This window comes from Parviterribacter multiflagellatus (genome assembly GCF_056863265.1).
In genome coordinates this window covers 222,336-245,502 of the sequence record NZ_JBXPIZ010000011.1, presented here as the reverse complement: position 1 = coordinate 245,502, position 23,167 = coordinate 222,336, and the positions used below count along the sequence as shown (strand labels likewise).

General features: G+C 74.0%; 21 protein-coding genes. 5 read left to right on the top strand and 16 right to left on the bottom strand.

The window, feature by feature from the left end:
• Nucleotides 1–23 precede the first annotated feature (23 nt).
• Entirely contained in the window at nucleotides 24–1,391 is a 1,368-nt protein-coding gene (locus AC1UE5_RS23325; protein WP_482928127.1) for a wax ester/triacylglycerol synthase domain-containing protein, read from the bottom strand.
• Between the two features lie 119 nt (nucleotides 1,392–1,510).
• Between AC1UE5_RS23325 and AC1UE5_RS23320 the strand changes: the two genes are divergently transcribed.
• A complete protein-coding gene (locus AC1UE5_RS23320; RefSeq protein WP_482928125.1) occupies nucleotides 1,511–1,873 on the top strand; it encodes a hypothetical protein in 363 nt (120 codons plus the stop codon).
• A gap of 47 nt (nucleotides 1,874–1,920) precedes the next feature.
• Nucleotides 1,921–3,216 carry a glycerophosphodiester phosphodiesterase family protein gene (locus AC1UE5_RS23315; protein WP_482928123.1) on the top strand — a complete coding sequence of 432 codons (1,296 nt, stop codon included), beginning with the start codon at nucleotides 1,921–1,923 and terminating at the stop codon, nucleotides 3,214–3,216.
• On the opposite strand, the gene AC1UE5_RS23310 is transcribed toward AC1UE5_RS23315, so the two are convergent.
• Nucleotides 3,213–3,938, bottom strand: coding sequence for a LuxR C-terminal-related transcriptional regulator (locus AC1UE5_RS23310; RefSeq protein ID WP_482928121.1), 726 nt, complete (start codon nucleotides 3,936–3,938; stop codon nucleotides 3,213–3,215). The two genes, AC1UE5_RS23315 and AC1UE5_RS23310, sit on opposite strands and share 4 nt — an antisense overlap.
• Nucleotides 3,939–4,122: 184 nt before the next feature.
• Here AC1UE5_RS23310 and AC1UE5_RS23305 point away from each other — a divergent pair, with 184 nt between their 5' ends.
• Both AC1UE5_RS23305 and AC1UE5_RS23300 read left to right on the top strand, forming a co-directional pair.
• Nucleotides 4,123–4,881, top strand: a complete 759-nt coding sequence (locus AC1UE5_RS23305; RefSeq protein WP_482928119.1) for a DeoR/GlpR family DNA-binding transcription regulator — start codon at nucleotides 4,123–4,125, stop codon at nucleotides 4,879–4,881.
• Entirely contained in the window at nucleotides 4,878–6,044 is a 1,167-nt protein-coding gene (locus AC1UE5_RS23300) for an MFS transporter (protein ID WP_482928117.1), read from the top strand. Before AC1UE5_RS23305 ends, AC1UE5_RS23300 begins: the two co-directional genes overlap by 4 nt.
• 55 nt (nucleotides 6,045–6,099) lie before the next feature.
• Here the strand turns inward: AC1UE5_RS23300 and xylB are convergent, their stop codons facing one another.
• From xylB to AC1UE5_RS23255, 9 genes are all read right to left on the bottom strand, one after another.
• Nucleotides 6,100–7,539: a xylulokinase gene (gene xylB, locus AC1UE5_RS23295; RefSeq protein WP_482928115.1), complete on the bottom strand. Its 1,440-nt coding sequence runs from the start codon at nucleotides 7,537–7,539 to the stop codon at nucleotides 6,100–6,102.
• Complete coding sequence (locus AC1UE5_RS23290) at nucleotides 7,536–8,567, bottom strand: Gfo/Idh/MocA family protein (RefSeq protein WP_482928113.1); 1,032 nt, start codon at nucleotides 8,565–8,567, stop codon at nucleotides 7,536–7,538. Before AC1UE5_RS23290 ends, xylB begins: the two co-directional genes overlap by 4 nt.
• Complete coding sequence (locus AC1UE5_RS23285; protein ID WP_482928111.1) at nucleotides 8,564–9,508, bottom strand: Gfo/Idh/MocA family protein; 945 nt, start codon at nucleotides 9,506–9,508, stop codon at nucleotides 8,564–8,566. Before AC1UE5_RS23285 ends, AC1UE5_RS23290 begins: the two co-directional genes overlap by 4 nt.
• Before the next feature lie 7 nt (nucleotides 9,509–9,515).
• Nucleotides 9,516–10,754, bottom strand: a complete 1,239-nt coding sequence (locus AC1UE5_RS23280) for a sugar ABC transporter permease (protein ID WP_482928109.1) — start codon at nucleotides 10,752–10,754, stop codon at nucleotides 9,516–9,518.
• Nucleotides 10,751–11,575 (bottom strand): ATP-binding cassette domain-containing protein, encoded by an 825-nt coding sequence (locus tag AC1UE5_RS23275; protein ID WP_482928107.1) that lies wholly within the window; start codon nucleotides 11,573–11,575, stop codon nucleotides 10,751–10,753. Before AC1UE5_RS23275 ends, AC1UE5_RS23280 begins: the two co-directional genes overlap by 4 nt.
• Nucleotides 11,575–12,711: a sugar ABC transporter substrate-binding protein gene (locus tag AC1UE5_RS23270; protein WP_482928105.1), complete on the bottom strand. Its 1,137-nt coding sequence runs from the start codon at nucleotides 12,709–12,711 to the stop codon at nucleotides 11,575–11,577. The genes AC1UE5_RS23275 and AC1UE5_RS23270 overlap by 1 nt, the downstream gene beginning before the upstream one ends.
• Before the next feature lie 35 nt (nucleotides 12,712–12,746).
• The gene (locus tag AC1UE5_RS23265; protein WP_482928103.1) at nucleotides 12,747–13,964 is read right to left on the bottom strand and encodes an ROK family transcriptional regulator; all 1,218 of its coding nucleotides are present in this window, start codon (nucleotides 13,962–13,964) and stop codon (nucleotides 12,747–12,749) included.
• A gap of 105 nt (nucleotides 13,965–14,069) precedes the next feature.
• Nucleotides 14,070–14,624, bottom strand: coding sequence for a metallophosphoesterase family protein (locus tag AC1UE5_RS23260; protein WP_482928101.1), 555 nt, complete (start codon nucleotides 14,622–14,624; stop codon nucleotides 14,070–14,072).
• Nucleotides 14,625–14,662: 38 nt separating this feature from the next.
• A complete protein-coding gene (locus AC1UE5_RS23255) occupies nucleotides 14,663–15,484 on the bottom strand; it encodes a hypothetical protein (protein ID WP_482928099.1) in 822 nt (273 codons plus the stop codon).
• A gap of 109 nt (nucleotides 15,485–15,593) precedes the next feature.
• On the opposite strand from AC1UE5_RS23255, the gene AC1UE5_RS23250 reads away from it, so the two are divergent.
• Nucleotides 15,594–16,505, top strand: coding sequence for an alpha/beta fold hydrolase (locus AC1UE5_RS23250; protein ID WP_482928097.1), 912 nt, complete (start codon nucleotides 15,594–15,596; stop codon nucleotides 16,503–16,505).
• Here the strand turns inward: AC1UE5_RS23250 and AC1UE5_RS23245 are convergent.
• From AC1UE5_RS23245 to AC1UE5_RS23225, 5 genes are all read right to left on the bottom strand, one after another.
• Nucleotides 16,502–17,071 carry an adenylate/guanylate cyclase domain-containing protein gene (locus AC1UE5_RS23245; protein WP_482928095.1) on the bottom strand — a complete coding sequence of 190 codons (570 nt, stop codon included), beginning with the start codon at nucleotides 17,069–17,071 and terminating at the stop codon, nucleotides 16,502–16,504. The two genes, AC1UE5_RS23250 and AC1UE5_RS23245, sit on opposite strands and share 4 nt — an antisense overlap.
• A 98-nt stretch (nucleotides 17,072–17,169) precedes the next feature.
• Nucleotides 17,170–17,907, bottom strand: coding sequence for a GntR family transcriptional regulator (locus tag AC1UE5_RS23240; RefSeq protein ID WP_482928093.1), 738 nt, complete (start codon nucleotides 17,905–17,907; stop codon nucleotides 17,170–17,172).
• Between the two features lie 143 nt (nucleotides 17,908–18,050).
• Nucleotides 18,051–19,739: an FAD-dependent oxidoreductase gene (locus tag AC1UE5_RS23235; protein WP_482928091.1), complete on the bottom strand. Its 1,689-nt coding sequence runs from the start codon at nucleotides 19,737–19,739 to the stop codon at nucleotides 18,051–18,053.
• Nucleotides 19,736–21,247: a TLP1 C-terminal extension domain-containing protein gene (locus AC1UE5_RS23230; RefSeq protein ID WP_482928089.1), complete on the bottom strand. Its 1,512-nt coding sequence runs from the start codon at nucleotides 21,245–21,247 to the stop codon at nucleotides 19,736–19,738. Before AC1UE5_RS23230 ends, AC1UE5_RS23235 begins: the two co-directional genes overlap by 4 nt.
• Nucleotides 21,244–23,043: an AMP-dependent synthetase/ligase gene (locus tag AC1UE5_RS23225; protein ID WP_482928087.1), complete on the bottom strand. Its 1,800-nt coding sequence runs from the start codon at nucleotides 23,041–23,043 to the stop codon at nucleotides 21,244–21,246. The genes AC1UE5_RS23230 and AC1UE5_RS23225 overlap by 4 nt, the downstream gene beginning before the upstream one ends.
• Nucleotides 23,044–23,167: the final 124 nt, after the last annotated feature.

Below are 23,167 nucleotides of genomic sequence, written 5' to 3'. Positions count from 1 at the left end.
GGCACGGCGACGGCGCGAACGTCCTACCGGAAGGCGGAGTTCAGCACACCTCTGCCCGGTGCATCGCGGTCCCGTGCAGTCCTTCGGCGGACGCGGCGCAGCGTCATGCCGTTTCCCGCGTGCGTGAGGTCGGCCAGCTCGCGGTCGACGTCGCGCGCGAGGTCGTCCAGGTCGGCCATCGCGCCGGCGCAGCCCAGGAGGCCGACGCCGACCCGCTCCCCGCACCGGATGACCGCGACGCTGAGCGCGTGGTCGGGTGCCAGCGGCAGGACCGGGAACACCTCGCGGAGCGGCCGCCCCAGCAGGTGGAGCGCGCGGTCCGGGCCCGGGAACGTCGCGATCGCGAGGTTGACCGTGCGCGGGTGGACCGCCGCGGCGCGCGGCAGCCTCCGCGCGGCGTCGCGGACGGCGGTGAGGCGTGCGGCGCGGTCGTGCTCGCCGACCGGCAGCTCGGCCGGCCCCTCGCGCCCGTCGCTCGTCCGGACGAGCGCCCGCAGCGCGGCCGCGTCGTGCCCGCGCCGGCGCAGGTGGGTGCGCAGCGCGCCCACGACCGCCGCGAGCACCAGCTCGTCCTCGCCCATCCCGGCCTGCGCGGCCGCACGCCGCACCGCCGGCACGTCGGCCCGCGCCCACGCGAGGCGGCGGGGCGCGCCGGTCGGGCCGTTGTACGGGCTCGGGGGCGCGCCGTCGAGCCGCGCCTCGATCCGGTCGGTGGCCTCGCGCGCCGAGCGGGCCACCGCGAGCGCCGCGGCCGCCGGGTCGCGCCGCAGCGCCTGGAGCGCGCCGCGCAGCGTCCCCGCGACCTCGCGCGCCTGCCCGAGCGCGGACGTCGCGAGCACCTGCGCCTCCGACGGCGGCGGCGCGACGGGCCGCCCCTCCTGCAGCAGCCGGGCGCCGCGGTCGGCGTCCACGGGCGCGCTGTCGAGCAGCGCCGCGACGACGCCCGCGCCCGCCGTGCCGACGAGCGTCGGGTGGAGCTTGGTGACGACCGCGAACCGGCCGCCCTCGACGCCGTCCACGAGGTGCAGCTCCCACAGCGGCTTGCGGTGGTCGAGCCGCTCGCTCAGGATGCGCCCGGCCAGCTCCTGCAGCTGCGCCTCGGTCCGCGGGCGCGGGAGGCCCGCGTGACGCAGGTGGAGGCGCAGGTCGAACGTCGGGTCCTCGACCCAGCACGGCCGCAGCAGCCCGCCGCCGGGCGGGTACGCGAGCCGCGAGCGCCACCGCGGGAGCGCCTCGAGCCGCGCTGCGAGGAGGGCCGCCACGTCGTCGTACGCCGGCGCCTGGCCGTCGAGCAGGAGCACCCCGCCCACGTGCGCGGGCGCAGCTGCTTCATCCACTTGCAGGAACGCGGCGTCGAGTGCGCTGAGCCGCGTCGCGGGCGTGGCTGGCATGGCCTCCCTCCCCAGGGACCGCTTGTCCGAGCGGCGAGCCTACCGCCGCCCCCGCAACCAACCAACCTCGCTTCACAGGATGCGTTCACCTGGGAGATCCACGGGAGAGGAGAACCGACATGGAGGTAGGGCTGATCATCGCGCTGGCCATCGCCGCGATCCTGGTGATCGCGCTGGTGGTGATGGCGTCGCGCCGCCGCAGCGCGGCCGACCGGGAGCGCCGCAGGCGCGAGGCGCACGAGCATCGTGAGGAGGCGCGGCTGCGCAACGCCCGCGCCGATCGCGCCGCCGCCGAGGCGGAGGAGCGGGCCGCCCGCGCACGCCGCGAGGAGGCGCTCGCGGCCGAGCAGGCGGCGACCGCCGAGCGGGAGCGGCGCTTCGCGAAGGAGCGCCAGGCGTCGGCGGCGGACCTGGACCCGGACGGGCACGCCGACGAGGAGGCGCGGCGGGAGCTGCACCCGGACCCCGAGCACCGGAGGTAGGTGGAGGGTGGGAACGTGCCGCGCGGCGGTGTACCGTCGCGCGGCACATGCTCCGCACGCTGCTGGGCGCCGCCGTCGCGGCGGCGCTCCTGTCCCCCACAGCCGCGACGGCCCAGGCGCCCGACAACCCCTGGCTCGCCGAACGCGTCGTCAACTTCGCCCACCAGGGCGGCGAGGACGAGCTGCCCTCGAACACGATGTTCGCCTACCGGGAGGCGCTGGAGGGCGGCGCCGACATGCTGGAGATCGACGTCGGCGCGACGAAGGACGGCCGGCTCGCCGTGCTCCACGACAACACCGTCGACCGCACGACGAACGGCACCGGCTCGATCGCCGACAAGACGCTCGCGGAGATCCAGGCGCTCGACGCGGCGTACTGGTTCGTCCCCGGGCGCGGGACCGTGAAGGACGCCGAGGCGTCGGCCTACCGCTACCGCGGCGTGCGCACCGGCGACAAGCGCCCGCCGCGCGGCGCGAAGGCCGACGACTTCCGCGTGCCGTCGCTCGAGCAGGTGCTGCGCGCGTTCCCGACGGTGCCGATGAACATCGAGATCAAGGGGCGCGACGGCGGCGACGCGGCGGTCTACCAGCGCACGGCGACGCTGCTCGCGGACGTGCTGAAGAAGAGCGGGCGGACGGACGTCATCGTCGCCTCGTTCGAGCAGGCCGCGATCGACACGTTCCACCGGCTGGCGCCGCGGGTGCCGGTCGCGCCGGGCATCGACGGCACCGCGAAGTTCGTGCTCCAGGACCAGTCGCCGGGCGACGGCGTCGCGGCCTTCCAGGTGCCGGTGACGTTCGACTTCGGCGGCCAGAAGCTGACGATCGTGACGCCCGACTTCGTCAAGCGCGCGCACGAGGCCGGGTACGCGGTGCACGTCTGGCTCTCCAACGACCGCGAGGACGACCGGATGTACCGGCGCCTGCTCGGGATGTGCGTCGACGGCATCATGGCCGCCAAGCCGTCGCAGCTGGAGGGCGCGTTGTCGAGCTACCGCGAGCAGGACCCGTGCGGCACGCGCGTGCGCTTCCGCGACGCCGAGATCCTGGCGGGCCGGGTCGCGGTGCCGCTCGCGCGCCAGGGGCGGTCGCAGGAGGAGCGCTCGGGCGTCGTGCGCCTGTACCGCATCGCGGGCTCGGCGAAGCCGCGGGAGCTGGTCGGCACGGGCGCGTTCGAGCTGGCCTCCGACGCCGCGCGCGTGGTCGCGGACGTGCGGCTCAACGCGCGCGGCCGCGCCGCGGTGCGGGACGGCGGGCGGACGCAGGTGCTCGCGCGCGTGATGGAGCGCGGGCGGGTCGTCTACGAGCGCGTGATCCGCATCCAGGCCGGCGCCCGCCGCTAGCGCGGGCCGATCGCGATCTCCCCTCCGGGCTGCACCAGGCCGGCGTCGTACGCGGCGACGACGACCTGGACGCGGCTCCGGAGGCGGAGCTTGTTCAGGGTGCGCGTCACGTAGGTCTTGACCGTGCCCTCGCTGAGGTACAGCTCGCTCGCGATGTCGGCGTTCGAGTAGCCGCGCGCGACGAGCTTGACGACGTCGAGCTCGCGGTCGGAGAGCTGGGCGAAGCGGCCGCGCATCACGGGGTCGGCGACGCTGCTGGCGCCGCGTGCGTCCTCGAGCAGGCGGCGGGCGACGTGCGGGGCGAGGAACGCGCCGCCGGCGGCGACGGTCGCGACGGCCTCGACGAGGCGGCGCGGGTGGGTGTCGCGGGGGACCGTGCCGGACGCGCCGTCCGACAGCGCCCGGCGGGCGGCGTCCTCGGTGTCGGCGTCGGTGACGACCAGGATCCGCGCGCCGGTCCCGGCGGCGGCGAGCCGGGCCGTGGCGTCGAGGCCCTCGTCGACCACGACGACGTCGGGGCGCAGCCGCTGGGCGTGGCGGATCGTGGCCTCGCGGTCGGCGGCGACCCCGACCACGTCCAGGCGCTCGTCGCCGGCGAGGATGGCGCGGAGCCCGGCGCGGATCAGCCACTCGCCGTCGGCGAGCAGCACGCGGATCGCGTCGGGCGTGGCAGCGGGCGCCGTCGCGACGGGGCGGGAGATGGCGATGACGTTCTGTGACACGGTGCGAAGCCTTGCCTCGCGGGACCCGGAGCGCATCGGTGGAACGCCCGAACATCCTCCCCAGGGGCACCCCAACCCGGGCCCCACCCCCGAACGACCCCCCAGGCGCCAGCTGCGGCGCGGCCGCCGGCCCGCCGCGCCGTCTTGCTGTTTTCTGCGGCGTCTTGCGGTATCGTGCCGCGACGTGCTGACGGAAGAGCGGCAGAACCAGATCCTCGAAGCGCTCGCCCGCGACGGGCGGGTGATCAGCGCCGAGCTCGTCGAGCGGCTCGGCGTCTCGCTCGACACCGTCCGGCGCGACCTGTCCGAGCTCGAGGCCGCCGGGGCCGTCCGGCGGGTGCGCGGCGGCGCGCTGCCGCCCGCGACGCGCGTGCCCGCGGCGTACGCCGAGCGCGAGACGCTCCACACCGAGGCCAAGGCCGCGATCGCCGCGCGGGCGGCCGAGCTCGTGCGCGGGCTGGAGACCGTGATCCTCGGCGGCGGCACGACGATGCTGGAGCTCGCGCGGCGCTGGCCGGCGGGCGGCAAGACGACCGCGCTCACGCCCTCGTTCGACGTCGCCGGCGCGCTGCTCGGCGTCCCGGGCGTCGAGGTCTACCTGATCGGTGGGCGCATCCTCCCCGACACGCGCACGACGGTCGGGGCCGAGACCGTCGCGGCGATCGGCGACATTCGCGCCGACGCGTGCATCCTCGGGACCTGCTCGCTCGACGCCGGCCACGGCATCACGCTGCTCGAGCGCGAGGAGGCGCACGTCGCCCGCGCGATGATCGCCGCCGGGCGCAAGACGATCGTGCTCGCCGATGCCGGGAAGCTCGGGACGGTGGGGCCCTTCGTCGTCGCCGGCCCCGAGAAGCTCTCGACGCTCGTCACCGACGGCACCGCCCCGGCCGAGGTCGTCCTCGCGCTGCGCGAGCACGGCGCCGAGGTCGTGCGCGCATGAGCCGCCCCGAGGACCTCCGCGCCGCCGCGCGCGCCATCGCGCTCGTCTTCTTCGCCAACGGCGCGCTGCTCGGCGCGTGGGGCGTGCGCATCCCGGCGATCCGCGATGAGCTCGCCCTGTCCGAAGGCGAGCTCGGCATCGCGCTGGCGGCGCTCGCCGTCGGTGCCCTCATCGCGATGCCGCTCGCCGGCGCGTGGGCCGCCCGCGACGGGAGCCGCCTCCCGACCCGCACGCTGCTCGTCTTCTTCTGCTTCGCCCCGCTGGTCGCCGCCTCCGCGCCGTCGCTCGCGCTGCTGATGGTCGGCGGCCTGGTCCTCGGCGTCACCAACGGCGGCCTCGACGTCACGATGAACACGCAGGCGACGACGATCGAGGCGCGGCGCGGCAAGCTCCTCCTCGGGCGCGTGCACGCGGGGTTCAGCGCGGGCGGCATGATCGGCGCGGGCACGGGCGCGCTCGCCGCGGCGGCCGACGTCGACCCCCAGCTCCACCTCGGCGGGCTGGGGCTGCTGCTCGCGCTGCTCGTCTTCCCGATCTCGCGCGCGCTCGTCCACGGCGACGCGCACCCGCGCGACGAGGACGGCAACGGCGCGAAGTTCGTGCGGCCGAGCGGCGCGCTGCTCGTGCTCGGCATCGTCGCGTTCTGCTCGTACCTGGCCGAGGGCGCGGCGCTCGACTGGAGCGCGGTCTACGTCGAGGACTCGCTCCACGCGGCGTCGTCGACCGCGGCCCTCGCGTATGCGGCGTTCTCCGCGGCGATGCTCACCGGCCGCCTGCTCTCCGACGCGCTCGTCGCGCGGTTCGGCCCGACGACGCTCATGCGCGGCGGCGGCACGGTGGCGGGCGCCGGCCTCGGCGTGGCGGTGCTGATCGGCGAGCCGTGGGCGGCGCTCGTCGGCTTCGCGACGCTCGGCGCCGGCCTGTCGGTGATCGTCCCGCTCGTCTTCCGCGCCGCCGCGGGCGCGGGCGGCGGCCCGACCCTCGCCGTCGCGACCACGATGGGCTACGCGGGCCTCCTCGCCGGCCCGCCGATCATCGGCGCGATCGCGGAGGTCGTCTCGCTCCCGGTCGGCATGGGGTTCGTCGCCGCCCTCGCGTTCGCCACCGCCGTCCTCGCGGGCGTGGTCCAGCGCGACCCGGCCCGCGAGAAGCAGCCGGCCTGACGATCACGAGTCGACTATCCCACCCATGCGGTGGGAAAGTCGACTCGCGGCGTCGTCAGGCGACCGCGCGCAGGGCGGGGTAGAGGGCGCGGAAGGTCTCGCGGCCCTCGGCGTACTGCGGGATCCAGTCGGCGACCGGGTCGATCACGGCGCCCGGCCGGACGCACGCGTCGATGGCCGACTGGACGTCGGGGAAGACGCCGCCGGCGACGCCGCCGAGGAGCGCCGCGCCGAACGCCGCGCCCTCCTCGACCTCCATCCGCTGGAGCGGCAGCTCCAGCACCGAGGCGAGGATGCGGAGCCACTCGTCGGACGCCGCGCCGCCGCCGCTCACCCGGCCGACCGAGGCGCCGGACTCCGTGTCCAGCCCGGCCACGAGGTCGAGCGAGTCGCGCAGGCCGTAGGCGACGCCCTCGAGCACCGCGCGCACGAGCGCACCGCGGTCGTGGCGCAGCGACAGGCCGGTGAAGGAGCCGCGTGCGTCCGGGTCCGCGTGGGGCGTGCGCTCGCCGGCCAGGTACGGGAGGAACGTGAGCCCCTCGACACCCGGTGCCCACGCCGCGGCCTCGTCCACGAGCGCGGAGAACGACGCGCCCGGGTCGGTCACCTTCCGCAGCCAGGCCAGCGACCCGGCGGCGCTCAACATCACGCCCATGCCGTGCCAGGCGCCAGGGACCGCGTGGCAGAACGCGTGGACGCGCCCCTCGGGGTCGTCGCCGTACGCGTCCAGCGCGGCGAAGACGACGCCGCTCGTCCCGAGCACCACGCTCAACGGCCCGCCGCCGACGCTCACGCCGACGCCGACCGCGCCCGCGGCCTGGTCGCCCGCGCCCGCCGCGACGGGGATGCCGTCGGACGTCACGCCGCTCACCTCGGGCGACTCGAGCAGCTTCGGCAGCCAGGCCTCGTCGACCTCCAGCGCATCCAGCACCTCGCGCGACCACGCCCGCGCGCGCACGTCGAGCCACAGCGTGCCCGACGCGTCCGCGACGTCGATCGCGTGCTCCCCGCACAGCCGCAGCCGCACGTAGTCCTTGGGCAGCATGATCTTCGCGATCCGCGCGTAGACGTCCGGCTCGTGGCGCTTGACCCACTCGAGCTTCGGCGCCGTGAACCCGACCAGCGCCCGGTTGCCGGTCAGCGACACCAGCCGCGCACGACCCCCGACGGTCTCCTCGATCCAGTCCGACTCGGCCCCGGTGCGCCCGTCGTTCCACAGGATCGCCGGCCGCAGCACCTTGCCTGCGGCGTCGAGCAGGACGAGCCCGTGCATCTGACCGGAGAGCCCGATGCCCTCGATCGGGCCCGCCCGGCGCAGCTCGGCGAGCACGCCGGACGTCGCGCGCCACCACTCCTCGGGGTCCTGCTCGGCCCAGCCGGGCTTCGGCGTCAGCAGCGGGTACGCGTGCTCGGCGCGCGTGATGACCGCGCCCGTCGTCGCGTCCAGCGCGATGCCCTTGACCGATGAGGTCCCGATGTCCAGCCCAACGATCACGGCAGCTCCACCAGCTCGTGCGACGCCGCGCTGCGCCGCGCCGCCTCCAGCACCTGCAGCCCGAGGAGCGAGTCCTCGGGGTCGACGGGAGCAGGCCCGCTGCCCCCGGCCCACGCCGCGACGCCGGCGTAGAAGTCCTCGTACCGCCCGCGCTCGAGCGGCACGTCGTCGATCACGCCGTCGAGCCCGACCAGCCGGCCCGGCTCGCCCGGCCGCTCGCCGTAGCCCGGGTCGCCCGGCCGCTTGCCGAGCTTGAGCTGCGACTCCTGCGGGTCGAGCCCGTCGCAGGCGAACCCGCCGCCCAGGCCGGACACCGCGAGCCGCGGCCCCGCCAGCGGCGCGACGACGCCCATCGACAGGTGCGTCCGCACGCCGCCGGGGTGGTCGAGCGCGAGGAACACGTCGTCGTCGACCTCGGTCAGCAGCCGCCGCGCGTCGACCTCCGCGTACACCCGCGAGGGCCGGCCGAACAGCACGATCGCCTGGTCGACGAGGTGCGCGCCCAGGTCCCACAGCATGCCGCCGCCCTCCTCGGGCGCGCCGAGCTCCCGCCAGCCGCCGCGGATCGACGGCAGGAACCGCTCGAAGCGCGACTCGAACCGCGTCACCTCGCCCAGCCGCCCCTCGGCGACCAGCCGCGCGGCGGTGAGGAAGTCACCGTCCCAGCGGCGGTTCTGGAAGACCGTGACGCGGCCGTCGGCGGCGGCGAGCACCTGCTCGGCCTCCGCCGACGACGGCGCGAACGGCTTGTCGACGACGACGTGTAGCCCGCGCTCGAGCGCCTCGAGCGCGAGCGCCGCGTGGAAGCGGTTCGGCGTCGCGATGACCGCGACGTCGGCGTGCTCCCACGCCTCGTCGGCGGAGGCCACGACACGCACGCCCGGGTACTGCTCCTCGGCCCGCGCCGCGCGCTCGGCGTTGCCGGTGACGACGACCGACACCTCGAGCCCGTCGACCGCGTCGACGAGCGGTGCGTGGAAGACCTCGCCGGCCAGCCCGAAGCCGACCACCGCGACCCGCAGGCTCACGACAGCAGCGCCTCCAGCACCCGCGCCTGCCCGATCGCGTCCTCGCGGCCGAGCAGCGGCGGGCGCCCGGAGCGCACCGCCTCGGCCAGGTCGTCGAGCTCCAGCCCGTACGAGTTGGCGAGCGGCACCTCGATGCGCTCGGGCTTCGAGCCGTCGTCGCGCACGAGCGAGATCCCCGGCGTCTTCGCGTGCCAGGGGTCCGCGCACAGGAGCGTCGCCTCGGAGCCGACCAGCTCCAGCGAGCCGCGCCGCGGCAGGTCCATCCCGCAGTCGATCGTCGCCAGCACACCGGAGTCGCCGAACCGCAGCACCGCCGCGCAGCGCGAGTCCACGCCGCCGCGGTCGATCCCGAAGCCGGCCACGTCGGTCGGCTCCCCCGCGAACAGCCGCGCGGCCGAGATGCCGTAGCAGCCGACGTCCATCAGGGCCCCGCCCTCGAGCGCCGCGTTCCAGCGCACGTTCTCCGGCCCCGGCGACGGGAACGAGAACGCTGCGCGCACGAGGCGCAGCTCGCCGATCGCGCCCGCGGCGACGAGCTCGGTCAGCTTCCGCGTCTGCGGGTTGTGCCGCCACATGAAGCCCTCGGTCAGCACGCGCCCGGCGGCGGACGCCGCGTCGAACGCCCGCTCGACCTCGCTCACCCGCGCCGACAGCGGCTTCTCCACGAGCACGTGCTTCCCCGCCTCGACGGCGCGAACCGCCCACTCGACGTGGAGCGCGTTCGGCAGCGAGATGTAGACGGCGTCGACGTCGTCGGAGGCGAGCAGCTCCTCGTAGGAGCCGAACGACGACGGGATCCCGCGCTCGTCGGCGTACGAGCGGGCCCGGGCAGCGTCCCGCGACGCCACGGCGACGACGTCCACCTCCGAGGAGGTGGACGCCCCGCCGATCACGGCGTCGTTGATGCGGGCGGTGGAGAGGAGGCCGAGCCTCAGCGCCACAGCCCGCTCATGCTCTGCCGGTGTTCTCGCGACCGCGCCGCGAGATCGAGTCGACCGTCACCGCCAGCAGCAGCACGCCGCCGGTGATGACGAACTTCTCACCGGATCCCAGGCCGAGCAGGCCCAGGCCGTTGTCGATGGAGGCGATGACCAGCGCGCCGAGCAGCGCGGACTTGATGTGGCCGCGACCGCCGAACAGCGACGTGCCGCCGATGACCGCCGCCGCGATCGAGTACAGGAGGATCGAGCCGCCGCCGGCGTTCGTGTCGACCGACCGCAGGCGCGAGGCGAGGATGATGCCGCCCAGCGCCGCCATCAGCGACGAGATCGCGAACACGGCGATCTTGATCCGGTCGACGTTGATGCCCGCGCGCCGCGCGGCCTCGGCGTTGCCGCCGACCGCGTAGACGAACCGGCCGAACCGCGTCTTGCGCGTGACCCACGTCCAGAAGACGAGGAGCGCGCCGACGAGCACGGCGACGTACGGCACGCCGCGGTCCTCGTTCATCACGTACGTGACGATCGCGAGCGCGACGAGCAGCCCGACGATGCGCAGCGCCACGATGAGCGACGGGTCGTTCGGCAGGCCGGCCTTCGCGCGCTTGCGCAGGCCCGAGAACTGGATCGCCGCGAACAGGCCGACGGTGACCAGCACCAGGATCCACGCGGCACCCTCGGAGAGGAAGTCGTTCGCGAAGCCGATGATGAAGTCGTCCTGCAGGATGACGGTGCCGCGGCTGCCGATGAGCAGCAGCACGACGCCGTTCCACGCGAGCAGGCCCGCCAACGTGACCACGAACGACGGGATGCCGAGCTTCGTGATGATCACGCCATGCAGCGTGCCGATGGCCGCGCCCGCGCCGAGCGCCGCGAGCAGCGCGACGGCCGCGGGGACCTCGTTGCCGTCCGGCATCAGCAGCAGCGTGCAGATGACGCCCGCGACGCCCGAGACGTAGCCGATCGACAGGTCGATCTCGCCGAGCAGCAGCACGAACACGACACCCATCGCGATCGTGGCGAACGCCGCACCCTGGATGACCAGGTTGACGAAGTTGCCGGCGGTGAGGAAGCGGTCGTTCTGCGACTGGAAGACGATCGCGATGATGACCAGGCCGATGATGATCGGCAGCGAGCCGAGCTCACCCGACTTGACGTTGTCGAGCCAGCGCTTGGCGTAGAGGCTGACGGTCTGCGTCGGCGCCTTGGTCTCCTCGCCCGCGGTGGGCGGAGGTGCGATGGTGCTCACGCGCCCGCCTCCTCGCTCTGACCGGGCACCTTGGAGATCGTGCCGGCGGTGATCGCCTGGACGACCTCCTGCTGGGTGGTCTCGGTGCGCTTGAACCGGGCGACGTCCTTGCCGAGCCGCAGCACGGTGATGGAGTCCGCCACCTCGAAGATGTCGTGGAGGTTGTGCGAGATGAGCACGACCGCCAGGCCCTGCTCGCCGAGGCGCTTGACCAGGTCGAGGACCTGTCGGGTCTGCGCGACGCCGAGCGCGGCCGTCGGCTCGTCGAGGATGACGAGCTTGGAGTTCCACATGACGGCCTTGGCGACCGCGACCGACTGGCGCTGACCGCCGGAGAGCGACGCGACGGAGCGGCGGACCGAGTCGAGCGTCGTGACCGACAGGCCCTTGAGCGTCTCGGTCGCACGCTGCTCCATCTTCGTCTCGTCGAGCTGCCGGAAGATCCCGTAGGTCTCCTCGCGCCCGAGGAACATGTTCTGGACGACGTCGAGGTTGTCGGCGAGCGCGAGGTCCTGGTAGACGACCTCGATGCCGAGCTTGGCCGCGTCCTTCGGCCCGTGGATGTGGACCTGCTGGCCCTCGAAGACGACCTCGCCACCGTCGATCGGGTGGATGCCGACGAGGGACTTGATCAGGGTCGACTTGCCGGCGCCGTTGTCGCCGACCAGCGCCATGATCTCGCCGGCGTGGACGGAGAAGTCCACGCCCTTGAGGACCTCGACCGCGCCGAAGCGCTTCTCGATGCCCTTCGCTTCCAAGAGTGGGCGCTCAGCGCCCGAGGGCCGCCCGCTGTCGCGGACGGCCCCCTGGGTGGCGGTCATTAGAGACCGAGCTCCTCGCACTTCGAGGCGAGCTTGCCGGCGCAGATCTCTTCCTTCTTCGGGAAGTCCGGCTCGCCGATGTACTCGCCGATGTTGTCCTTGTTGACGGCGACCGGCTCGAGCAGGACCGAGGGGACCTGCTTGGTGCCGTTGTCCGTCTGGGCGTCGGCGCCCGTGGGCTCCTCGCCCTTGGCCAGCGCGATCGCCAGCTTGGCGGCCGCGTCGGCCTCCTTCTTGACGGCCTTGTAGACCGTCATGCACTGGTCGCCGGCGACGATGTTCTGGATGCCCTGGAGCGTGGCGTCCTGGCCGGTGACCGGGATCTGGTCGAGCTTGCGCTGCTTGATGGCCGAGATCGCGGCGTTGCCGAGACCGTCGTTCGCGGCGAGGACGCCGTCGACCTTGTTGTCGGCCTTCTGCAGCATCTGCTCGAAGATCGTCAGCGCCTTCTGGTTGTCCCAGTCAGGCACGGACTGGTCGTCGACCTCGGTCCACTCGCCGGACTCGAACTTCGGGTCGATGACCGAGTCGTAGCCCTTCTTGAACAGGGTCGCGTTGTTGTCGGTGGGCGAGCCGTTCAGGACGGCGATCGCCGGCTTGCCCGAGGCGCCCTCGAGGCAGTCGACGAGGCCCTGGCCCTGGAGCTGGCCGACCTTCTCGTTGTCGAACGAGACGTAGTAGTCGGTCGCGTCCGTGTCGAGCGTCAGACGGTCGTAGTCGATGACCTTGACGCCCTGCGACTTCGCGTTCGCGGCGATCGCGGCGCCCGAACCGGAGTCGAGGTTGGTGAGCAGGATCACCTTGGCTCCGTTGGTGATGGCCTGCTCGGCCTGCTGCTGCTGGGTGGACTTGTCACCCTCGGCGTTCTGGATCTCGGCCTCGACGCCGGCGGCGTCGAACGCGGCCTGCAGGGACGGACGGTCGACCGTCTCCCAGCGGACCGACGACTTCGAGTCGGGGAGCAGGACGGCGACCTTGCCGACCTCGCCACCACCGTTCTCGGACGTGCTGGCGCTGCCGCCGCCGCCCGAGTCCTCATCGTCGTCGCCGCAGCCGGCGGCCGCGAACGCGAGCGCCATGACAAGCGCCAGAACGACGACCATCGGCTTGCGCCAAAGGCTCTCCTTGTTGCGCATGTGCGCTTCCTCCTCCTCGTGGGACAAACGGACCCTCATGGGACTGGGGTTGGTTGGGACAGATGGGGTGCGTCCGCGCGCTGCGCCGCGAGGATGAGCGCGCCGAGGACCTCGGCGCGATCACCCAGCTCGGAGCGGACGACGCGGACGTCGTCGGCTGCGGGCCGGATCGCGTGGCGCGCGATGGCGCCACGTACTGGCCCGAGGAGGGCGTCGCCGGCCGCCGCCAGCTCCCCTCCCACGACGATCGCTTCGGGGTTCAGCACGTTGACCAGCCCCGCGAGAGCGCGGCCGACGGTGCGGCCTGCGTCTTCGATCGCGCGCCGCGCACCGGGCTCGCCCTGGGCGACGAGCGAGAGCACGTCGTCGAGGGTGAGATCCGAGCCGTGCTGCGGCTTGAGGAGGTCGACGATCGCCGGCCCCGCGACCACGGTCTCGAGGCAGCCGCGGTTCCCGCAGCGGCAGATCGGACCCTGGTCGTCGACGAGGAGGTGGCCGAGCTCGCCGGCGGTGCCGCCGGCGCCGTGCACGACCTGGCCTCCGATGATCACGCCGGCCCCGATGCCGGACGCGATCATGAGGTAGATGACGTTGCGATGGCCCTGGGCGGCGCCCATGGTCATCTCCGCGAGCGCGCCCAGGTTGGCGTCGTTCTCGATGTGGACCGGCACCTGCAGGCGGCGCTCCATCTCCGCGCCGGGGCGGATGTCGCCCCACGACGGGAGGATCGCGGTGCGGTGCACGACGTCGCGCTCGTGGTCGATCGGCCCGCTGAGGCCGAGCCCGGCCGCGAGGACGCGGTCGATCGGCACGTCCGCCTCGGCGAGCGCGGCGCGGGCGAGGTCCGCGGCGACGTCGAGGGCCTCGGTGCCCTTGTGGTCGACGTCGATCCCGCCGAGCGTCCGCTCGGCGAGCACGGTGCGGGACAAGTCGGCCACGGCCACGCGCACGTCACGGTGTCCGAAGTCGATGCCGACGACTGCGCCGGCGCGGCGGTCGAGGGTCAGCAGGACAGGAGGGCGGCCCTGCTGGTTGCCTTGGGAGCCGCCGCCGTCGCCGGCGCGGGTCGACTCGATGACGAGCCCGGAGTCCTGGAGCTCGCCGACCAGGCTCGAGACGGTGGAACGGGACAGACCAGTGAGCCGGGCGATCTCCGCCCGGGACGCCGTGCCCCGATGCCGCAACGCATCCACCACGCGGCGCCGGTTGTGCGCCCGCAGGGACTCGAGCGACCCGTACTCGACCCTCGTCATGTGGCGGGCACTGTTCCGCGCTTCGGGACATTTGTCAAGACCTCGTGAAAAATAACCGGCTGAATGCCAGTTTTTTGTTCGCGAGTCGAACTAGAGGTTGGCGCATCAGACCTTCACGAGCTGGGCTCCGACCACGTGTACCACCCGTGTCACGCCCATCTCGGCCGTGCCGCGCGGCGGCGGCGGGGTGTGCCCATGGAGGACGAGCTTCGGCCGAACCCTGCGCACGTACTCGGCCAGCGCCTCGAACCCCTCGTGGGCGCGGTCGTCCGGCTCCTCGTGGATACCCGCGGGCGGCGCGTGTGCGAGGAGGACGTCGGCGGCGGGCAGCCTGCTGACCATCCGCCGGGCCTCGGCCTGCGTGTACTGGAGCTTCGTGCCGCGCTTCTTGTAGCGGACGCACCCCTCGAAGCCCGCGAACGTCAGGCCGTTCACCCGCGCGCTGCGCAGGTGGAGGTTCGTCGTGTTGGCGGCCTCGAGGTAGTGGCCGTCGTCGTGGTTGCCGTAGACGCCGAGCACGGGCAGGTCGAACCGCCCGAGCTGGTCGAGCCAGTCGGGCTCCAGGTCGCCCAGCGTCACCACGGCGTCGGGGCGGTGCGCCTCGACGAGGGTGGCGAGCGGCAGGTGCGGCGCCGAGTCGGCGACGGCGAGCAGCCGCATCGGGGCCAGGGTAGACCCCGATGCGGCCTGCGTGCGGACTAGCTGCGGAAGGCGGGGCCGTAGTCGGCGCCCGCGCCGGTGCCCGTGCCGGCCCCGGTGCCCTTGCTGCGCGGCGGGCAGTCCGCGCGCGGGCCGTCCGACGGGTAGTCGGACGACGAGTCGGTGCTCGCGTAGTCGGTGCCCGTGTCGGTCGTGCCGGCCTGGTCGAGGCCGCCGACCGTGGTCGCGGTCGCGGCGACCGCGGCCTTGGCGGCGGTCAGCGCGTCCTTGGCGGCCTGCGTGAGGCTGTCGTCCTCCTCGTCGAGGAGCGCCTCGTCGATCGCGGCCGTCTCGTCCTCGAGCTGGCCGGCGATCGCCTCGAGCACGCGGGCGTGGGCGGAGCGGTCGGACAGGCCCGCGATCGCGGCGACGAGCTCGTCGCGGCCGGCGGTCTGGGCGGCGAGCAGCTCGGCGAGCTCGGTCACCACGGCGTCGTCGCTGACGCCGTTGAGCAGGCCCGTGACCTCGGTGATGGTCTTGTGCTCGGCGTCGGCGACGGCCCACGCGGACGCCGGGCCCTTCGCGCCGTTGGCGGCGACGGTCCGCTTGGCGCTGCGCAGCGCGGTCGCGAGGTTCGACTGGGCCGAGTTGATGGCGCTCACCGCGGTGCTCGCCTGGCCGTCGTCGATGCGCTCCGCGGCGCGGTCGAGCGCGCGGTCGGCGCGCTTGAGGCTCGTCGCGATGCGGCTGGGGACGCCGCGGTCGAGCTGCGCGATGCTCGGCCCGCCGGGGCCCGGATGGCCGGGGCCGGCGAGCGCGGGGGTGGACAGCGCCAGTGCGCCGACGAGCGCCAGGGGCGTGGCCGCTCTGAGCAGGTGCATGTGGGGGACTTCTCCTTCGGTTGGCGGTCGGTCGAGGGAGAAGACGCCGCACGGTGCACCCGCGTTAGGTGCGCCGGACGAACGGCCACCGCGCGGTAACGTCCGCCCGATGATCGCCCCGCCCGACGAGCAGTTCGCCGCGCTCGGCGACGTCACGCTCTGCTACGAGACCTTCGGCGACCCGGCCGCCGCCCCGCTGCTCCTCGTGATGGGGCTCGGCACGCAGATGATCGGGTGGAACGCCGACTTCTGCCAGGAGCTGGCCGACCGCGGCCACTTCGTCATCCGCTACGACAACCGCGACATCGGCCGGTCGACGAGGTTCGACGCCGTCCGCCCGCCCAAGCCGCTCGAGCTCGCGACGCGCCGCATCAAGCGCCCGGCGTACCTGCTGAGCGACATGGCCGAGGACGGGATGAAGCTCCTCACCCATCTCGGCATCGAGCGCGCGCACATCGCGGGCGTGTCGATGGGCGGCATGATCGCCCAGGTGATGGCGGCCCGGCACCCCGAGCGGGTGCTGACGCTGACGTCGATCATGTCGATGACCGGCTCGCGCTGGAAGGGCCAGCCGGCGCTGCGCGCGTACCCGTTCCTCCTCGGCAAGCCGCCGAAGACGAAGGAGGAGTCGATCGAGCGGACGGTCGCGCTCTACAAGGTCGTCGGCTCTCCCGGCTTCGACCGCGACGAGGAGGAGCTGCGGGAGACCGCCGCGCTGTCGTGGGACCGCGGCCCGGCGGCGGCGGGCACAGGCCGGCAGCTCGCGGCCATCCTCGCGAGCGGCGACCGCACCACCGAGGTGCGCGGCATCCGCGCGCCGACGCTCGTCATCCACGGCACGTCGGACCGGCTGGTCCACGTGAGCGGCGGGAAGGCGACGGCGAAGGCGATCCCGGGCGCGCGGCTCCTGCTCATCGACGGCATGGGCCACGACCTGCCGCGCGGCGTGTGGCCGCAGGTGGTCGGCGCGATCACCGAGCACACCGGCGCCGCCGCGGCGACCGACGCGCAGCCGGCCTAGGACGGCGGCGGGGCGAACAGCTCGGCGACGTCGACCTGGTGCGCGAGGCCGGCGAGGCTCACCGGGCCCAGCGGGTGCATCGCCAGCCACGGCGGGAGGTCGCCGTCGTCGTCGCCGGTCGCGACGAGGAGCTGGTTGGGCAGCGCGATGTCGCACAGGCGCGCCGCGGCGTTCACCGTCGCGCCGATGTAGTCGTCGCCCTCGAACATGATCACCGGCCCGTCGGCGATGCCGGCGCGCAGGGCGAGCGGCGACTGCGCGCGCATCTGCGCCGCGACCGACGCGGTGGCCTCGAGCACCGGCACGCGCTCGACGCCCGAGAGCATCGCCCCGTCGCCGAGCCACTTGGTCACGCGCACGCCCGAGCGCTCGCACTCGGCGCGCAGCGTCGCCCGCAGGAGGGCCAGCACGGCGACCGCCTCGCCGTCGCCGTGGGTCTCGGTGTACGTGGTGAACCCGCACAGGTCGAGGAACGAGAAGGTGCGCAGGACGCGCGTCGGCGGAGGCGACTGTGGCGACGGGAGAGCCCCCGGAGGAGGAGGAAGAGGGGCCCTCCACGTCGCCACTGTCGCTGTGTCGTGCCGCGACCGGGAGGAGCCGTCCCGCGCGCGGCGTGTCGCTCTCGCGAGCGACGCCTGGTACGAGGCCACGTGGGCCTCGAAGGTCATGGTCCCCCGGTGGTCGCGGGGGTGTAGAGCGCGTCCGCGCTTTCCGTCTCGTCGGCGAACATCTCCGGGTGCTCGGCGCGGATGCGCGGCACACCGGAGAGGACCATGCGGAGGTGATGGCGCAGCGCCGCCTCCGCGAGATCCGGGTCGCCCAGGTCGACGGCGTCCACCACGCGGCGGTGCTCGTCGACCATCTCGGCCAGGTACGAGGGGACCGGCAGGGAGAGCCGGCGGACGCGGTCGAGGTGCCCGTTCGCGCGGCGGCCGATCTGCCACGCGATGGGGCGCCCGGAGAGGTCGCACAGCGCGTGGTGGAACTCGTCGTCGAGGAGGAACCACGCGTCGAAGTCAGCCGCGTCGCGGGCGGTCTCCTGCTTGGTGAGGATGGTGCGCAGCTGCGCGACGTCGCCCTGCTGGGCGCGCTCGGTCGCGAGCCGGACCGCCGCGCACTCGACCGCCTCGCGCAGGAATTGCGCGTCCTTCACGGCGGTGTCGCTGATGGCGGTGACGAACGTGCCGAGCTGCGGCACGACGTCCACGAGCTGGTCCTCGCGGAGCCGGAGGAGCGCCTCGCGCACCGGGGTCCTGCTGACGCCCAGCTCGCCCGCGAGCTCGTTCTCGCTGAGCCGCGTGCCGGGCTTCAGCTCGCCGCTCACGATGGCGGTGCGGAGCATGGCGTACGCCTGCTGACGGGTCGAAGACCCTGCTCCCCTCGGCAACTTCCGCAACGCCATGAGCACTAGTATACAAGTGGACCGGACGCTTGTGCAAGCTGGTCACAAGGCCTTCACGAACCCCCACATCCGCGCACCGGAAAGTTGATCGACGGATTGGTCCCGGTATGCGGGACCAATCCGTCAATCGCGTTTCCGGTGTGTCAGGCGGGGGTGAGCGGGAGGAGCGGCTCGGGCTCCCCGGAGGCCGTCTTGCCCGCGATCGGCGCGACGCCGATGTGGTCTGGCGTGACGCCCGGGGCCGGCGGGACGGAGGCCATCGCGTGCTCGGCCATCGCGGTGATCGTCAGCGACGGGTTGACGCCGACGTTCGCGGGGACCGCGGAGCCGTCGCACACCAGCAGGTTCTCGTAGCCGAAGACGCGTTGGTCGGCGTCGACCACGCCCGACTCGCGGTCCGCGCCGATCGGCGCGCCGCCGAGGAAGTGCGCGGTCGTCGGGATCGACAGCGCGGCCTCGAGGATCGAGGAGGCCGCGACGCCGCCGGTGCGCTTGGCCAGCCACCGCGTGAAGTGGTCGGCGGCAGGGAGCCAGGTGGGGTTCGGCTTGTCCGGGTCCTGCTCGGTCTGGAGCCGCACCCCGCCGAACCGCGAGCGCCGCACGCGCAGCTTGATCGAGTTGTCCAGCGCCTGCATGACGAGCACGATGATCGTGCGCTCGCTCCACCGGGGCCGCAGGAACAGCTCGAACACGTCCTTCGGGTGCGTCGCCAGCGTCCGCAGCAGCTTCAGCGGCCGCGTCAGCCGCGTCCCGTTCGGCGTCAGGAGGGTGAACAGCCCCCGCGTCGCGCCGCCGCCGCGCCCGTAGACCACGGTCTCGATGTGGGTCGACGGGTCGGGGTAGATCGACGACGTGATCGCGACGCGCTCGATGAGCTTCTTCGCCTTCTCCGACGGCACGGTGACGCCGAGGACCGCCTCGGAGTTCGTCCGCACCAGCTCGCCGAGCCGCGGCGACAGCGCCGGCAGCGAGCCGTCGAGCCGCGCCCGCGCGAGCACCTTGTTCGTCCCGATCGTCCCGCCCGCGACGACCACGCCGCGCGCCCGCACGACACGCCGCCGCCGGCGCCCCGGCAGCCACGCGCCCGAGCGCTGCGAGACGACCTCCCAGCCGTCCGCGCCCGTCCCGTCGCCCAGCGGCCGCAGCCCGACGACCTCGCGGTTCGCCTCGATCCGCGCGCCCGCGCGCTCCGCGAACCACAGGTAGTTCTTGGGGAGCGAGTTCTTCGCGCCGACCGGGCAGCCGGTCATGCACTGGCCGCACTTCGTGCAGCCCACGCGCGCCGGGCCCGCGCCGCCGAAGTACGGGTCCTCGACGCGCACGCCCGGATCCCCCAGGAACGCGCCGACGCGGGCCTTGCGGTAGGTCGACTCGACGCCCAGCTCCCGCGCGTACTCGAGCAGCAGCCCGTCCGCGACGTCGTCCTCGGTCACGTCGGTGACGCCGAGCATCCGCTGCGCCGTCTCGTAGTGCGGCGCCAGCTCCGCCCGCCAGTCGCGCAGGCCCGACCACTGCGGGTCGTCGAAGAACGCGCCCGGCGGCACGTAGAGCGTCATCGCGTAGGTCAGCGAGCCGCCGCCGACGCCCGCGCCGCTCATCACGAACGCGTCCTTGAACGGCGTCATCCGGAAGAGCCCGCGCATCCCCAGCTGCGGCAGGTAGAACCACTTGCGCAGCTGCCACGTCGACTTCGGCACGTCGGCGTCGTCGATCCGCGCGCCCTGCTCCAGCACGAGCACCGAGTGCCCCTTCTCCGCCAGCCGCAGCGCGCTGACGCTGCCGCCGAACCCCGAGCCGATGACGACCCAGTCGACGTCGAACCCGTCGCTCACAGCGCGAACCCTCCTTCGGCGTCGAGCGTCACGCGGCTCCCGAGGAACCCGTCGGACGTCATCGCCTCCATCGTCGCGGCGTCGCGCGTCTGCCCCAGCGCGCGCCGCCCGTCGTCGAGCAGCGCGAACAGGATCCCGTAGGAGCCGCTCCCGTCCCGCTCGTAGATCACCGTGCAGGTCTCTGCGACCGCGGTCGCGCCGGCCACCGACGCCGGGTCCTCCACCACCTCGCGCGCGGGCGGGAGCGCCGGCTCGGCGTCGAACGCCGCGAACGGCTTCGCCGGCGGCTCGTTGCCGTAGACCGCCAGCGCGTGCTTGGTCGCGTACCAGCCCAGCGCGGTCGCGAGGCCCAGCTCCCCGGGCGCGCCCGCGCGCAGCGCCCGAGCCACCGCGATGATCCCGTGCGTCGCGTAGTTGTTGCCCGGCCCGCCGAAGAACGTCAGGCCGCCGGTCATCGTCAGCTGCCGATCGAGCGACAGTCCCAGCGCGTCCGCGCCGAGCTGCACGGCGGACGGGAAGCACGAGTAGAGGTCGACGTACGTGAGGTCGTCCGCGGTGATGCCCGCGTGCCCGAACGCCGCCTCCCCGCACGCCGCGATGGCGGGCGAGCGGTGCAGCGCGGGCCGGTGCGAGACCATCCACTCGTCGGCCGCCTGCGCACCCGCATGCGGGAAGACCCACCGGTCGCGCGGGACGCCCAGCTCCTCCGCGACCGCCGCGCTCGCGACGATCACCGCGGCGGCCTGGTCGACCTGGATGTTCGAGTTGTGGAGCTTGAGGTAGGGGAACGTGACCCGCCGGTTCGAGGGCGACTCGGTCGCCAGCTCCTCCGCGCCGTGCGCCACCGGCGTCCACGCGGCGGGCTGCGTCGCGGCGACGGCGGAGAAGCGGGACCACAGGTCGGAGATCAGCGCGCGCTGCTCGTCGACCGTCCGGCCGGCCGCGTGCCGCAGCGCGTTCTCGATCAGCGGGTAGGCCATGATCGGCGCCTGCATCCCGACGGCCATCTCGCGCTCGGTCGCGGGCGCCTTCTCCCCCTCGACGACCTCGCCCGCGCGCCGCAGCATGTCCGGCGCGGGCCAGCCGAGGTCGAGGCCGCGCTTGCCGGCCTGCACGACCGACTGGAGCGCCTCGGCGCCGACGACGACGCCCGCGTCCAGCTCCCCGCGCGCGATGCGCGCGCTCAGCACGTTCAGCAGCAGCTGCGGCCCGTTGCCGCCCTGCAGCGACGACCGCAGCGTCGGTGGAGCGATCCCGAGCAGCACACCCACGCGCTGACCGGGATCGCCATCAGGCCACGCCGCGGGGGGCACCGCGGCAAGCACACCGACCTTCGGGAGCAGCGCGTCGAGCGACGCCCCCGAGTCCTGAGCGGCCAGGCGGACCGCCTGCGCCATCATCTCCGCCGGCTCGGACAGATCGCCCGCGTCGAGCTCCGCCGGCCTGCGAACCAGCTCGCCGAGCCCGATCAGGACCGGCGTCCGGGGATCCACGGGCGCGCCGCTCATCCGGCGTACAGCGCGTCGACCTCGGCGGCGTACTTCTCCGCGATCGGCTTGCGCTTGAGCTTCATCGTCGGCGTCAGCTCGTCGCCGCCCGGCAGCCAGTCCGAGGGCACGACGTGGAACTTCTTGACCTGCTCGACGCGGGACAGCCGCGCATTGGCCCGGTCGACGCCCTCCTGGAGCGCCGCGCGCACGCGCTCGTCGGCGGCCAGCGCGGCCGGCGAGGCGTCCGCGATCTCGTGCTTGGCCGCCCACGCCGCGGAGAAGTCGGGGTCGAGCACGAGCAGCGCGACGTTGTACGGCCGGTTGTCGCCGACGACGCACGCGTGGCCGACCAGCGGCGAGGCGACCTTCAGCGCCGCCTCGATGTTCGCCGGCGACATGTTCTTGCCGGCGGCGTTGATGATCAGCTCCTTCTTGCGGTCGACGATGCGCAGGTAGCCCTCGTCGTCCAGCTCGCCCAGGTCGCCCGTGTGCAGCCAGCCGTCGGCGTCGATCGTCTCGGCGGTCTTCTCGGGCTGGTTGCGGTAGCCGCGCATGATCGACGCGCCGCGCACGAGCACCTCGCCGTCCTCGGCCAGCGCGATCTCGACGCCCTCGACCGCGACGCCGACGCTGCCGAGCTTCATCCGGCCGGGCGGGTTGATCGTCGCGATCGCCGCGGTCTCCGACATGCCCCAGACCTCGCCGAGCGGGATGCCGATCGCGTGGAAGAACTCGAGCACCTCGACCGGCGTGGGCGCCGCGCCGACGTTGACCGACTTGACCTCGTCGAGCCCGAGCATCCCGCGCAGGCCGCTGAAGTACTGCGCGTCGGCCTCCGCCACGCGCGCCGCCAGCGCGTCCGGCACGGCCTCGCCGCGCTGCTCCAGCCGCACCTTCTCGATCGCGGCGTCCAGCGCCTCGCGCAGCGGCCGGGCCTGCTCCTCGGGCTGCTGGGCCAGCATCCCCTCCAGGCCCGCCTTGAGCTTCTCCCAGATGCGCGGGACAGCGAAGAACCAGTGCGGGCGCACCTGCGGCAGGAGCCCGACGACCGCCTTCGGATCCGGGCAGCAGACGATCTCCCAGCCGAACAGGATCGGCGCGTAGTGGTGCGCGCCGCGCTCGGCGACGTGCGCCGCGGGGAGCCACGAGATGACCCTCCCGCCGTCGCCGAACGGAAGCATCCTGTTCGCCGCGCGTGCGACCGACAGCAGGTTGCGGTGGGTGAGCTCGACGCCCTTCGGCGGCCCGGTCGTGCCGCTCGTGTAGATGAGCGTGAGCAGGTCGTCCTCGGTGATCTCCGCCCGGATCGCGTCGAGGTCGACCTCCACCTCGCCGGCCGTGTCCTCGACCTGCGCGAGCGGCGTCGTGCCCTCGCGCGGCGCGTCGCCGTCGACGACGACCACGTGCGCGAGCGCGGGCAGCTCGGGGCGCGCCGCGAGCAGGTTGGCGACGAGCGCCTCCTCCGCGATCGCGACACGCGCGCCCGCGTCCCCGACGACGTACGCGATCTGCTCGGGCGAGCTGGTCGTGTAGATCGAGAACGGCGTCGCGCCGAGCGCCATCACGGCGAGGTCGGCGAGCTGGAACTCGGGCCGGTTCTGCAGCAGGAGCGCCACCGCGTCGCCGCGCCGGACGCCGAGCCGGTGCAGGCCGCGGGCGAGCGCGTCGACGCGCTGCGCCAGCTCCGCCCACGTGAGGCTGAGCGACCCGTCGGCCGTGCGGACCGCAGGCGCGTCGGGCTGCGCCGCGACGGTGCGGCGGAACGCCTCGGTGACGGTGGTCGCCTCGACGGCGGTGGCGGCGGTTGCGGACATGACCCTCCGGGACAGCAGTGCTCGCGGGAGCCGGGAACGCTATGGCCGCAGGCCTCGATTCCGCGCGTGCGCGTGCCCCAATCGCCCGGGGGCCGATTGTGGCGCCGCCACAGTACCGTTGGGG

Bases quoted from the DNA above. Each gene is read 5' to 3' on its own strand.
- AC1UE5_RS23325 (WP_482928127.1), bottom strand. From the start codon at position 1,391: ATGCCAGCCACGCCCGCGACGCGGCTCAGCGCACTCGACGCCGCGTTC.
- AC1UE5_RS23225 (WP_482928087.1), bottom strand. From the start codon at position 23,043: ATGTCCGCAACCGCCGCCACCGCCGTCGAGGCGACCACCGTCACCGAG.
- AC1UE5_RS23315 (WP_482928123.1), top strand. From the start codon at position 1,921: ATGCTCCGCACGCTGCTGGGCGCCGCCGTCGCGGCGGCGCTCCTGTCC.
- AC1UE5_RS23265 (WP_482928103.1), bottom strand. From the start codon at position 13,964: ATGACGAGGGTCGAGTACGGGTCGCTCGAGTCCCTGCGGGCGCACAAC.
- AC1UE5_RS23250 (WP_482928097.1), top strand. From the start codon at position 15,594: ATGATCGCCCCGCCCGACGAGCAGTTCGCCGCGCTCGGCGACGTCACG.
- AC1UE5_RS23230 (WP_482928089.1), bottom strand. From the start codon at position 21,247: ATGAGCGGCGCGCCCGTGGATCCCCGGACGCCGGTCCTGATCGGGCTC.
- AC1UE5_RS23255 (WP_482928099.1), bottom strand. From the start codon at position 15,484: ATGCACCTGCTCAGAGCGGCCACGCCCCTGGCGCTCGTCGGCGCACTG.
- AC1UE5_RS23270 (WP_482928105.1), bottom strand. From the start codon at position 12,711: ATGCGCAACAAGGAGAGCCTTTGGCGCAAGCCGATGGTCGTCGTTCTG.
- AC1UE5_RS23320 (WP_482928125.1), top strand. From the start codon at position 1,511: ATGGAGGTAGGGCTGATCATCGCGCTGGCCATCGCCGCGATCCTGGTG.
- AC1UE5_RS23275 (WP_482928107.1), bottom strand. From the start codon at position 11,575: ATGACCGCCACCCAGGGGGCCGTCCGCGACAGCGGGCGGCCCTCGGGC.
- AC1UE5_RS23300 (WP_482928117.1), top strand. From the start codon at position 4,878: ATGAGCCGCCCCGAGGACCTCCGCGCCGCCGCGCGCGCCATCGCGCTC.
- AC1UE5_RS23240 (WP_482928093.1), bottom strand. From the start codon at position 17,907: ATGGCGTTGCGGAAGTTGCCGAGGGGAGCAGGGTCTTCGACCCGTCAG.
- AC1UE5_RS23260 (WP_482928101.1), bottom strand. From the start codon at position 14,624: ATGCGGCTGCTCGCCGTCGCCGACTCGGCGCCGCACCTGCCGCTCGCC.